The following is a 13,194-nucleotide window of genomic DNA, read 5'->3' as shown; positions in this document are numbered from 1 at the left end:
TATTTTTGAGGTGATAAAAATTGATTAGAGAAAGCCTCTATTTTTTATTTAATGACGAAAAATCAAGTGACTATGGAGTCACAAATGTTAATACTGATTCAGGCTTGGTTGAAGAACCGTTTTTAGGCTCAAGAACAGTTAATGAAACTTATGTAAAGGGTCGGCCTGAACCCTACACTGAAGGTGTTAAACAGGAACCTAAGCAATTCCCATTGAATTTTTATCTCGGTAATCACTTTAATGAAAAGAATGTACGAGCAATTAAACGTTGGTTAAGTGTAGAGGATTACAAGCCTTTTGCGTTTAGCCAAAACCTTGATATCGTTTATTATGCAATGCCAGTAGATACAGCTGATTTAGTCCATAATGCCGCTCGAAATGGCTACGTCCGGTTAACTATGAAATGCAACTCCCCTTACGCTTACAGTCGAAATGCAATCACTCATGCATTTGATATATCCTCTGGTACTGAAATTGTTGAGTTGCATAATAAAGGCGATGTAAACATCTTCCCCTCTTTAGAAATATTGAAAATTGGTGATGGTGACATAAAAATCGAAAATCTCAGTGATTTCTCTGAACCATTCGTATTCAGCAACTTGAAAGATAAAGAACTCTTAAAAATAAACGGTGAAAAAGAAATTATCGAGTCCAATCTTTATGAGAATGAACGCTATGATGATTTTAATGACCAGTACTTGAGATTGGGCTTTGGAAGGAACAGATTAAAGGTTACAGGGAAATGTAAATTAAGATTTTCATTTAGATACAAGTATTTATAGGAGGGGTTAGACATTTGATTACAATTCGTAAAGATACGGAAATTAAAGATATTCGTCTTTCCCTAGCCAAACCAAATAAAACAAAGGTCGCAAATATTGATGAAGTGATCAATCCTATGGTAACACTCAATCACGGCAGTAATGTACACGAATTAACATTCTCAATCCCTTTGACTGCTACTTACGATGGTGTAAATAAACGGAATCATGTTGTTGATCTATTGAGGCCCTGGTACTTAATAAAATCAGAATTTTATGGACTTACAATCTGGTTTACAGTAGTCAAGAAAACCAAATCATACAGCAATGATATGGACACTATCCAGGTTGAATGCAAATCACTTCAATATGTACTTTCTAAACAAGGTGTCATTAAGTATGAAGAAACTTCGAAAAATCTTAAAGAGGTCGCTGCCGACTGCCTAAAAAATACTGAATGGTCTATCGGTTTCATTGATCCCCTCTTCAATTTAAAATACAGACAGTTTGATATTTCTTCTTCAAACAAGCTTGATTTTATGTATTCGATTTGCGAGAAATTCGAAGCGATTCCTGTTTTTAATACAATTGACTGTACTGTTGATTTTTACAAAGAATCTGATGTGTCTAAATATAAGGGACTCAAAATAACCCCTGCCCAATATATGATTTCTCTGGATGACACTGAGGATATGGATGATGTCGTTACAAGGATTTACGCTACAGGTAAAGATGGATTAAGTATCAACTCCGTAAACCCAACTGGGCAATCATACATAGACGATTTTTCATACTTCCTCTACCCTTTCCAGCGTGATCAGGAGCGAAATGTAATTCAAAGAAGCAACTACATGTCTGATGCACTTTGTCATGCAATTTTAGATTACAACGACCTGGTTAATAAAGAGGGCAGTTCTTTCTACAAACTTTTAGATGAGAAAAAGAAGGCCGAGGAAAAAGAAACAGCATCGAAAAATGAACTATATACATTACAGCTTGATTTCCAAAAGATATTGGACAAGATTACAGTTGCAAATAAAGCCGGCGATGATACTACTGATCTAATAAAGCAAAGAGATGCTAAATCAAAAGAAGTTGAATCAAAAAGAGAACAAATTAAAGCAATACAAGCTTCTATTACACAAATTTCAACACAGATTACCGCCCTTAAAGATAAACTGTCTTTTGAAAAGAACTTTAATACTGATCTTCAGAAAGAACTTTCAAAATATATTAGTTTTGCTGAATGGTCTAATGACAGTATCTTTGATGAGAATGAATTATATGACGCTGCAAACGAAGAACTTGAGAACCGAAATGCACCAGCTGTTAATCTGGCATTAGGCTTAGTGAACTTTTTCAATTGTATTAGTGAAAAACATAACTGGGACAGGTTTTCTCTTGGAGACATCGTAAGAGTACAACAGAAAAGCTTCTATACCGATGTAAAAGCAACAATAACAGCTATTTCGATTGATTTTGAACAGTCTAACTTGAGCGTTACAGTTTCAAACGGTAAACGCGCTTCATCAGATTTTGAGAACATGCTGAAAACAGTTTATCGAACAAATAAAATTAGCACTGAGACAAACAAAAGAAAAATTGAGTACGATAAGGTCACTGAAAATTTCAACCTACGCAATGACAGAATTGCTGTTAAACCAGCCTCCCCTATTATTGCAAAGGACGGCACTGCTATTTCTCATACGACCAATGATGATGGTTCCGTTGATGTAACATTCCAATGGGACTATGTTGAATCAGACGAAGATCAATACAATATTGATGGTTTTGAAATTTATTTGCATGGAAGCAGCAAAAACGAAGAGTACGTTTTTGGCTCAAAAATGGCAAGTGAAGACCTGAAGAATGTAAAGTATGACAAACGAGCTGCTACATTTACAGGACTCCCCTCCAATATGTACTACACCATTGGCATTCAAGCCTATCGACGAGTTGATGCAGATATAGAGATAACTCAGTTTATTGGATCTGACATCGTAAAATCTCATCATCCAAACGAAAATCCCTACCTCCCTTCATCTACTGTAGAAGTCAAAGGTAAGCTTAATGGCTCGAAATACACTGTCTCCTCAACTGAACCTGAAGAGCCTGAGGCAAACGATTTATGGACTAATACGGTTACCGGCGTTGTTTCCTCTTACGACGGCGAAAAATGGGTTTCCAGTGACCAGAAAACAGCTGAGCTTGTTGAAACCACAGCAGCACAAGTTGACACTAAACTCTCCGACTATGATAGTCGTGTCCAAAACATTGAGCTCAATAACCTTTTGGTCAATCCCCTGAAATGGAAAGGCGGAAATGTTTCTGCATTTGGTCGTAAATATTATGCCGATGTTAGTAATGACTCAACTGTTTTAAACTTAAATACAATCACTATTCCTATCCTTATTAATGCTGTGGATGCTTCAGACTCAAATCCAACAGTTGTGGACTACACTTATAACGAAGCGTGGGATATGATCCCTAAACTCAAAAATGATGGATACAACATTATTTTAGAACCTTACCCCTTCATCGCAAATGGAACCGTAGCTGAAACCGATTGGATCCCTTCTGATCTAGACCAATGGTTCGCAGCTTGGAACAACATCCTTCAAGACTTCGCCAGAAAATGCGAGCAATTTAAATTAGACGGTTTATACATTGCTTCAAACTTAGTTCATATGGAAGATTCAACAGAAAAGTGGAAATCAGTTATTACAAGTCTTAGGAGTTTGTTTTCTGGCAAGATACTCTACCGGACAAATTATTGGGTGACCGCTAATTGGGCTCCCGAAACGATTGTTGCGTATAATAAAAAGCTGAACAATCCTCTATTCGGACTTGTTGATATCATTGCCATAGCTACTTATTTTGAATTGACTGATAACCGTAATCCATCTGTAGATCAGTTAATTGATGCTATTTATAGCGTACCGTTATATGGACGAGGACAGAATATATTCAAGGAAATCAAAGCATTTTACGATAAATGGAATAAGCCGATCTTCTTTGGTGAACTTGGCATCCCACCTTACAGTAACTCTCCTGAACAGCCCCATAACGCATTCGGTGACCTAGGGGAATACAATGAAGCAATTCAGGCGAATTGGTTTGAAGCATGGGTTAGAGTTTTTCAAGCTCAAGATTGGTGGCAAGGATATTCTGTATACGCAATTTCAGATGAGAAGTCTGTGTACAACGTAATTGGCAAGAAAGCTGAATCCATTATTAGAGGACAAACATTAGGTGGTACTAAGGGTAGACTGCAGAGTTTAGAAGAGAGAGTCGCGCACTTAGAAGAATTGCTCAAATCAATTGCACAATAAGAAAGGACGGTGAATTTAGTTTGGATTTTCCTCAGCTCTATAACGACCCTACCCTTTCTCAAAAAAGGAAGGGTTCAATCGATGACCCTTATTTAAGCTATAGTGAAACTTTAACTGTTTACAATGGTCGAGTCTTACTTACAGAAGTACCTAACCGTGAGTACAGAGTCGAGGTTAGTGGTGACAGTAAAGAATGGCGAGAAATTGAAGATGGTGAATTAGAAGACAACTACTTTAAGGTTGATTACCTTATGGGAGTTGTCTTTTTCAATGGTTCAAATGAAGGCAAATCCCTTACTTTTGCATATCAAGGAGAAGGCGCATCCTTCTTCCCTGCCTCAAGAATTTGGATTAAACGGCAAGGAAATATGGTCATTGAAACACTTCAAGGCTTAATTGATGATGCTGAAGATGCCATTATTCGTATCAACGAACGTATTGCTGAATGTGAACGTGTCACCAAGAGATGTATTGAAATAACAAATTGGTGCAGACAAGCAACATCAGATTATGAGTATGTAGTTGAGAACACTAGGAAGATTTACAAACCCTCTGTTTATACATTCGCTGATATACAAACAACTTACCCTAATCCACTTATCGGATGGACGGTTGCTGTAAAAGAAAACAAAACCGTGTACAGATGGGATGGTTTTGATTGGATTGATATTGGAACTTCGGAAGCTTACGAAGGTTTCAATATCCTATTAAGCGCTGTAGAACCTTTCAATACTAATTATGTATGGTATCAGGATGAAGGCTTAATTCCAGAAAAACAAAGAGTTGTTATATCAAACGTGGCTCCAGAATCAGGTGCAGTTTGGTATGAAATTGACTAAAGGAGACTTCGATCGGGTCTCTTTTTATGGAGGTAAATGAATGGGATTTAAATATTATGACAAGAAAACAGAGCAGTATGTACCCATGTCGATTGAATTACTCAAATCTGATGGGGTGTCGTTCACTGCTCCTGAAATCAAAAAAGCTTTTGATGCTGCTTCTAAAGACATTACAAACGTAATAAGTACAGTTAATGCTGGCTTAACAGATATCACAAACAGTATTGGGGACATTTCAAAAATCCCTGCATCCGGTGCAACAATTGTTGACAAAGTTTTAAATGAATTTATTAGACGAAGTGTCAATGTCCAAGATTTCGGAGCTAAGGGTGACGGGGCTACTGATGACACTGAAGCCTTTAAAGCTGCTTTTTCCAGTGGGAAGCGTGAAGTTTTTGTTCCTGCAGGTATTTATATGGTTCAAGGATTGCACATCCCCTCTTATGTCAGACTTTACGGTGTTGGATCAGGGTCTATTATCAAACTTCATCCTACAGCTACTGGAACATCTTGCGTTCTAACAAACAGTGACTACACTAACGGAAACGAATATATCTTAATTGAAGACTTAGACCTCGATTGGAATTTAGACAAAAAGGATAACACCATTACAAACGGAACAAATGCAAACTGTGTGGGCATTGTTAATTCTAAATTTGTTCGAGTTAAAAACGTCAATGCTCGTAATCCAGGTGTACACGGTTTTGATGTAAGCTCCCCTGTTTGGAATTCTTCAACTGATGGAGCAGATCATTATCAGCCAAATGGAAGCAAATATGTGTGGATTGAAAATTGTACTGCAACTAATTATGGCGACGATGGCTTCACAACTCACTATTCTGATTACATTTTCTTCACTAACTGTTATGCCTATGACGCCAATGGATCTGCACACAGCAAAGGAGCTTCAAATTCAAACGGTTTTGAAATTGATGACGGCTCTAAAAACGTATGGCTAGTGAACTGTTACAGCCGAAAAAACTGTAGAGGTTTTGAAGTCAAAGCTCACAACAGAGCACCTGCAGCACGAAACGTAAACTTAATTAACTGCTATTCCGAAAATGATATTCGCGCTTTCGACTTTAGACATATTGGCTTCCACCTTGCCTCTGAAAGTATCTCCTCAAGTGCATTTGACATTAATGTTGTTAACTGTACTGCACAACATCCTATTTTCAGTGACCTTTATCAAGGTTTAAATCCTCGCGCACTTGTTATTTCCGCTTATAGAAATGTCAACGTATCAAACTTCAATGCAATTGGTGACCCGACATATGATTACAAGAATACTACAGTAATCTCTACTCAATATAAGAGCAGAAACATCAACCTGAACAATATTTCAGTATCGGGATTTACAACAGCAAGTAACGACATCTATGTAATTGGCGGAGCTCAAAAATCAGACAATGTTAACATCTCGAATGTAACCATTAACCAGTCTGCTTTAGTGGGTATTGCTGTTGGAGGTAAAGTTGGTTCAGTCAATATCAATAACGTTAACATGACCGGGACAAACAAAGCTGGTTCAATAGGTGTTTATTGTACTAACTCACAGGCCAATATTAGTGCTGCGATGTGTGAACAATATGTCACTCCCAGTAAAATTGCCGGAAAAACCTACACGTTTATCCCGAATAATTTCAAAGGTGGCACACGGATTGCGACGACTTCCGGCTATGCTAAAACGAATACTAGCGTCGTAATGGCATCTTCTGGTGATGGACAAGCGACTGGTGATGCTTCTGCCGTTATTGCTACAACCGGTGGTTCTAAAGCAGAAGGGCCACGTAATGCAGTTATTGCATCCTCTGGGGGTTCTAAAACAACAGCAGAAGGAAGTCGCTCATTGGTTGTTGCATCAAACAATTCTTCCATCGAAGGATCAGGGACTTCAAGAGTTGTTATTGGATCACAATCTGTAGCAAACAGAAAAGGTTATACCACTATATGGGGATATGGAACATCAGATACCCCTTCCACCTCGAATATTAAGATAGAAAATGATGCGATGAGAGGAAATATCGCCTTAACCGGTCAGGTTAAAGGTGCTTCAACATTTGCCGATTATGCGGAGTACTTCGAATCTGCAGATGGAAGAGCAATTCCTACCGGATATATGGTCACACTTGATGGAGACAAGATTAAGAAAGCGAATCTCGGTGACAAGGTATTAGGGGTTATATCTGAAACAGCTGGTATTGTGCTTGGAGAATCTTTGTTTAATTGGCAAGGAAGATATCTCAAGAATGAATTCGGTGGTCTTATCTATGAAGATAAAGATGTGACATTTGTAGATTCCGAAGGTATACAAAGAACCGAAATAAGAAGGCTGCCAAAAGAAAACCCTAACTTCAACGCCAATGAAGAATATGTTCCACGATCTGAGCGTCCTGAATGGAATATAGTCGGTATGTTTGGTCAGATATTCGTTCGCATTGATGAAACAGTTCAAAACAGCGACAGAATTGTACCTAAAGCCGGCAAAGGATCAAAATCCTCTGATGCTTCAGGTTATCCGGTAATGAAAATAACAACGCCTTACACAAAAGAAAGAGGATATGGTGTCGCTGTCTGCTTAATAACACCGACAGTTTAATTTGGCACCCACTTAAAGGAGGTGGTTATGTTCTAGTTAAAATATAAATTTTATTCAATTTATAGCATTCAAAAACAGAGATAACAAGAGCATACGTGAGATAAAGAGAGATTGGGATTTGCCCCCTTCTCTCTTTTTTGTGCTCAAATTTATTTTTTAGGAGAGATGTTCAATATGACAATTGCAGTGAAAAAGAGATTAGTTCCAAGTGAAAAATACAGCCTGAAATGTCCGAACCCACTGACACCGGAGTATATCACCATTCATAACACGGCAAACGACGCATCCGCCGCTAATGAAATCAGCTATATGACGGGAAACAGCGAATCCACAAGCTATCATTTTGCCGTCGATGATAAAGAAGTCATTCAGGGGATTCCGCTGGATCGGAACGCTTGGCACTCTGGCGATGGAACGAATGGAACCGGGAACCGAAAGTCAATCGCGGTAGAAATCTGCTACAGTAAGTCAGGTGGCCCGCGATATTGGGCAGCAGAGGCGCTGGCTATCAAGTTTGTGGCGCAACTTCTTAAAGAGCGCGGATGGGGCGTTGATAAAATCAGAAAGCATCAGGACTGGAACGGAAAATACTGCCCGCATCGTATTCTGTCAGAGGGGCGCTGGGATCAAGTGAAAGCGGCCATTGCTTCAGAATTAAAAGCACTCGGCGGAAAAACTTCTTCCTCATCTTCAAAGCCAACAAAAGTCGTTAAAACAAATGGCTCTTATGTTAAGAACACAGTTATCGCAGACAGTCTTAATGTGAGAACACAACGCAATGCAAACTCCTCTATTGTACTTACTCTTCCTAAAGGCTCTACTGTTCAATACCAAAAAGGATCAACTCAAAATGGTTGGGGATATATCAAATATACAAACTCCAAAGGAGCTACATACAGCGGATATGTAAATGTGAAATACATTAAAAGTGATGCTGAGCTTGGACAATCAACCGCGGAGCCTAAATCCACTTCTAAACCTAAAAGCAGTGGTATCAAATCTGTAGGCAAAATTAAAATTGTCGGTGTAAAAAGCGCTGCAATCGTTATGGACAGACCCGATAAAAACAAAGCGAAGAACCTCGGCACTGTGGAGCTAGGTGATACCGTCAACATTTCTGGCTCAGTGAAAGGTTCAAACAATGCTAAGGGTTACTGGGAAGTGATCTATAAAGGTAAACGCGGCTACATCTCAGGGCAGTTTGGGTCAAAAATCTAAATATATTTAAATATCTTTGAGGATGATTGTAACTTAAAGTGTATCAATGATTATTTAGGAGGTGATGTGACATTACCTCCTATTTTTTATGGAGGATGATTGCATTGTGGCTGAAAAAGAAAATTATGAAGTTTTAAAGACCGAGGTCACTCATATAAAAGAACGTCTTAAAGAACAAGCAGAAGATAGAAAAATCATGTTGGAAACACAAAAAACAACAAGTGAATCGCTCATTAGGCTTACCACTGTCGTTGAGAATCAAGAAAAAAATCTTGTTGAAACAAAAAATTTGTTCACCACTGAGATAGCTGGACTAAGAAATGAATTTCAGCAAGTTAATCAGTCGCAAACAAAATGGCTTCAGAGCTTGTTAGAAGGAACCTTTGGCAAGACATTAAAGATTTTAGTTTTAATTATCCTCATACTGCTTGGCGCAGAGATTGCTGGTGTTGATATCACCAAATTAGCTAATTTATAAGGAGACGATTTAATGACTAAAATTAACTGGAAAGTAAGACTAAAAAAGAAAACATTCCTGGTTGCAATCTTCTCTGCAACTCTTTTGTTTGCACAAGCAATTGCATCTGCTTTTGGATACGATATTTCTGTATTTAGCGATGATCTCACTGAGAAATTTAATGCTTTACTTACGTTTTTAACTGCAATGGGGGTTGTAGTGGATCCAACCACTGCAGGTATCTCAGATAGTGATCAAGCAATGGAATACAAAGAACCAAAATAGCTCGGGGAGTTTATCTCCCCTTTTTTCGTTTTTAATTAAGAAAGGAATGATTGTTGATCATGCAAATAGGATCTGGATATATCGGGAGTCCAATGCTTGAGAAGTCAACGTCTAACCATGAAGTAATCCCTTCCCCACCTGCAACCTGGACGATTAAATATTCCTTCTATAAGTTCAGCTTTTCGAATGATCAGGAATGTCATGTATCAATCAACGGTGGAATTCCTATCTATTTAAGAGCTGGGCAAGGCTTTCAAATGGACGCTCATGATTCACCTATCACAAGCTTCAAGATTTCTGAGTCAGGAATAACATATAACTTTTTGGGGGCGCATAAATGAGTTTCTTCAATCCAATGGTTAATGTCTCAATTGTCACTGGGAAGTCTGCTTATGATATTGCAGTAGACAATGGTTTTTCAGGAACTGTAGAGGAATGGTTGGCATCATTAAAAGGTGAAAAAGGCGACACTGGAGCTACAGGTGCAACCGGGGTTAAAGGTGCTACTGGCGCTGCCGGTAAAGATGGAAAATCAGCATATGAATTAGCCGTTCAACAAGGTTTCTCAGGAACATTAGATGAGTGGCTTGCCTCACTGAAAGCAACAGCAAACTGATCACGTACCCTTCTCTAACGAGGAGGGTATTTTTTTCGTTTCGTTCAAAATCGAATTATTGATTTGTTTTTAATTTTCACTCAAATCCCCTTTACATTTCTTTCCTCTAATGCAACTATATAATAAAATGGATATGAAAGGGGTTTAGGACTTGAAGAGTGAAAAGGTCATTCCTTATGATTTAGTAGCAACAAAGATGAATCATTGGTATGTGGCTATTAAAAAGAATTGGGTCGGTAGAGCAGAAGAAATGCGGAAAGAAGTTATGCAGGAAATAAAAATTATGGAAGAAAATCAAGATGTTTTACTATACTACTCCCTGCTTGAGTTTAGACATAAGTTAATGTTGGCATATATGTATCCTAACGCTATAAAAGACATTGAGAAAAATTATGGTGAGTTAAAAGCATATGAAGGCCATGAAAACTTAACAGGAATGCTCGAATATTACTATTATTTTTTCATGGGCATGTTCTATTTTAGACAAAAGGAGTTGGCTTTCTCCCTTAATCACTATAGACAAGCTGAGAGATATTTGGATTCAATCGAGAGCGAAGATATTGAAGTTGAAAAAGCTGAATTTTATTTTAAATTATCAGAAGTGTATTACCACATGAAACAGACTTATTTTTCAATGAATTATGCCATGAGGGCTTACGATATATTTAAAAAGCAACCTGTTATTGACGGTAACCCTACATACGGGGTACAAAAGGTACGCTGTCAATTCGTCATATTTGGTAATTTATTGGACAGTATGAAGTTTGATGAAGCTTTAAAGCAAGCATACAAAGCGTATCAGGAAGCAGTAGAGCTAAACAAAAGTGAAAAGAATCGTGGGCATTTGATGCGTTCAGCACTGTTTAATATTGGATTATGTTATAATCAAATGGAAGAACTTGATAAAGCATTTTTTCACTTTAATAAGTCACTTCAAATCATTGAGCCGGAAAATCATGATTACGCTGCTAAAACATTATTTGTTATCTCCTTCTTAAAGGGAAGGCAAAATGACATTGAAAACGCAAAAAAATTTTATGAACAGGCCAAACAGTTGGCTGAACGGCATAACAATGAAATGGTGCTTGAAAAGTTAAAAATGGTTAAAGGACTTTTCTTGAACTATGATTTAGACTTAGTGAGGAAAACATTCGAGTTCTTCAAAGAAAGAAGTATATACCCTGACATGGAAAGCTATGGTGTCTCTGTAGCAGATTTTCTCACTGGAAAACAGGATGCTTGGGGTGCAGTTGAATTTTATCGTTTGGCAAATGAAGCAAGAAGACAAATCAAAAGGGGAGAAGCAATATGAAAACTAAACTATTTATCTGTGCAGTTCTATTATTAGGCGTTGCCGGAACAGTGGGTGCTTCCTATCTCCAACAACAAAATGATACGTTCAAGGTTGCTGAAAGAGCCGAAACGTAAAAAACTAATGACTTTGTAAGGAGAACAGAGGGAGCTACTCTCTGTTCTCATGATTTATGTCCACCCGTCAATCCTGCTCTATGCAATGCTGTTCCTCCAGGTGTATAAGAAACAGCTCGTAAGATCGCTTTTGATCCGTATTTATTTCTTATCCCGTCCATAACAAATCCAAGCTTTCTTCTCTTCTCATTATCTTTTTCAAACAGACTTAATTGTTGATTTACATCATCTACAATATTGGATAAGGTAACTGAAACACTTCGTACCGTTTTGCCTGTATAGAACTTATCAAATAACATCAAGCAATTTCGATAAATATCCATTGTGATATTTGTAGGTAAATCAATTGTTTTAGCTCTGTGAAAGCCACCACCGAACTCATCTTTACTGTAACCAATTCCCAAGCTGATTGTGCGCCCTACTTTATTATGCGTTCGCGCTCTCCGTGCAACCTCTTCACAAATCTCCAAGAGAACCGCCTTGATATCCTCTTTCTTCGTATAGTCTCTAAGTAATACCTGACTTTTCCCGTAGCTTATTTGCCCTTGCATCAAAGGAGCTCCAATTTCAGAAAGGTCGATTCCATGGGCATGATAATAAAGCTGATTGCCCATAATGCCGAATCGTTTTTCAAGCAGCTCTAATGGATAATTAGCTAATTGGCCAACAGTTGAGATCCCCATCCGGTTTAAATTCCTCTCCATCCTCCCTCCTATTCCCCACATTTCAGATAACGGATGAACACGCCAAAGTTTTTTCGGAACATCTTCGTACCTCCATCGTGCTATCCCATTCTTTATTTTCTTGCTCTCTAAATCAAGAGCTAACTTACTCAGCAGCATGTTGTCACCAATACCAACAGTACAAACTAATCCAAACTCTCTCTCCATACTACTCTGAATTGCTTCTGCCATGACTTCAGGATTTTCTTTTCCTGCATCTAAAAAAGATTCATCAATTGAGTACGTGTGCACACATGTTTCAGGAACGAACCTGTAAAACAATTTAGTGATTTCAGTTGAAACTCTGATGAAAAGCTTCATTTGCGGGTTTACTATGTGAATTTTCGGATCATCTGGAATCTCAAATAACCGGGAGCCAGTCTTGATTCCATAATCTTTTTTAAGTGCAGGAGACGCTGCTAAGACAACACTACCCTGTCTATCCGTGTTTCCAACTACAGCGAGATAACATGTCATTGGATTCAATCCCATTGTTACAGCTGAAACCGAAGCATAAAAGGATTTCATATCTACACAAAGTATATTTTTACGTGGAAACTGTGAGTAATCAATCATTGTAAGCAACTCCTATGATGTCATTCATGGTGATGTATACGGTTTGATCGTGATGATCTTTTACATGTAATTTGTGTTGTTCGTAATTGAGATATTGAACTGTACCGATTAAATCTTCGGTAGCTCCTTCCTTAAAGAGTTTAAACTTCAATTCTTTATTCAGTGCCATCGCCTCAGAAACCAAGATGTCAATCTCCTCAATTTGCTGTTCATCTAAAGATGGCTTCTCCATTTTCGAAACATCTAACAAGTCCTGTTTTAGTTTCGTTAAATGTTCTGGAAGCATCATGGAAGTCCATTTGATCGTCCCTCGATCTCTAAGCATTTTGAATCACTCCTTTGCTGATCTAATATTAACAGA

10 protein-coding genes and 1 pseudogene are annotated in these 13,194 nt (G+C 38.1%); 9 read left to right on the top strand and 2 right to left on the bottom strand.

Annotation, left to right across the window (positions count from 1 at the left end):
- The first annotated feature begins 20 nt into the window (after nt 1-20).
- The 9 genes and pseudogenes from NSQ37_RS14740 (at nt 21) to NSQ37_RS14700 (ending at nt 11,419) form a co-directional block, all read left to right on the top strand.
- Entirely contained in the window at nt 21-782 is a 762-nt protein-coding gene (locus NSQ37_RS14740) for a phage tail domain-containing protein (RefSeq protein WP_124692886.1), read from the top strand.
- 14 nt (nt 783-796) lie between these two features.
- A complete protein-coding gene (locus tag NSQ37_RS14735) occupies nt 797-4,093 on the top strand; it encodes a DUF7359 domain-containing protein (RefSeq protein WP_341123964.1) in 3,297 nt (1,098 codons plus the stop codon).
- Nucleotides 4,094-4,113: 20 nt separating this feature from the next.
- Nucleotides 4,114-4,932 carry a hypothetical protein gene (locus NSQ37_RS14730; protein ID WP_205164289.1) on the top strand — a complete coding sequence of 273 codons (819 nt, stop codon included), beginning with the start codon at nt 4,114-4,116 and terminating at the stop codon, nt 4,930-4,932.
- A gap of 40 nt (nt 4,933-4,972) precedes the next feature.
- On the top strand, nt 4,973-7,531 hold the full coding sequence (locus NSQ37_RS14725) for a peptidase G2 autoproteolytic cleavage domain-containing protein (RefSeq protein ID WP_341123963.1): 2,559 nt from the start codon (nt 4,973-4,975) through the stop codon (nt 7,529-7,531).
- 174 nt (nt 7,532-7,705) lie between these two features.
- Nucleotides 7,706-8,189 (top strand): annotated as a pseudogene (locus tag NSQ37_RS14720) (peptidoglycan recognition protein family protein); the annotation flags it as partial.
- A gap of 666 nt (nt 8,190-8,855) precedes the next feature.
- On the top strand, nt 8,856-9,227 hold the full coding sequence (locus tag NSQ37_RS14715; protein WP_206583816.1) for a hypothetical protein: 372 nt from the start codon (nt 8,856-8,858) through the stop codon (nt 9,225-9,227).
- Between the two features lie 12 nt (nt 9,228-9,239).
- On the top strand, nt 9,240-9,491 hold the full coding sequence (locus NSQ37_RS14710) for a phage holin (RefSeq protein WP_069007064.1): 252 nt from the start codon (nt 9,240-9,242) through the stop codon (nt 9,489-9,491).
- Between the two features lie 337 nt (nt 9,492-9,828).
- Nucleotides 9,829-10,107: a hypothetical protein gene (locus NSQ37_RS14705; protein ID WP_022553060.1), complete on the top strand. Its 279-nt coding sequence runs from the start codon at nt 9,829-9,831 to the stop codon at nt 10,105-10,107.
- A 151-nt stretch (nt 10,108-10,258) separates the two neighbouring features.
- Nucleotides 10,259-11,419, top strand: coding sequence for a response regulator aspartate phosphatase (locus tag NSQ37_RS14700; protein WP_082761658.1), 1,161 nt, complete (start codon nt 10,259-10,261; stop codon nt 11,417-11,419).
- 163 nt (nt 11,420-11,582) lie between these two features.
- On the opposite strand, the gene NSQ37_RS14695 is transcribed toward NSQ37_RS14700, so the two are convergent.
- Together NSQ37_RS14695 and NSQ37_RS14690 are read right to left on the bottom strand one after the other, a co-directional pair.
- Nucleotides 11,583-12,833, bottom strand: a complete 1,251-nt coding sequence (locus NSQ37_RS14695; RefSeq protein WP_341123962.1) for a Y-family DNA polymerase — start codon at nt 12,831-12,833, stop codon at nt 11,583-11,585.
- Nucleotides 12,826-13,158, bottom strand: coding sequence for a YolD-like family protein (locus NSQ37_RS14690; protein WP_341123961.1), 333 nt, complete (start codon nt 13,156-13,158; stop codon nt 12,826-12,828). Before NSQ37_RS14690 ends, NSQ37_RS14695 begins: the two co-directional genes overlap by 8 nt.
- Nucleotides 13,159-13,194: the final 36 nt, after the last annotated feature.

The sequence above is a fragment of the Bacillus sp. FSL P4-0334 genome, from assembly GCF_038004825.1.
In the GTDB taxonomy this organism is placed as follows: domain Bacteria; phylum Bacillota; class Bacilli; order Bacillales; family Bacillaceae; genus Bacillus; species Bacillus velezensis.
The sequence above is the reverse complement of the archived record's forward strand: the minus strand, read 5'-3'. Positions and strand labels throughout refer to the sequence as shown.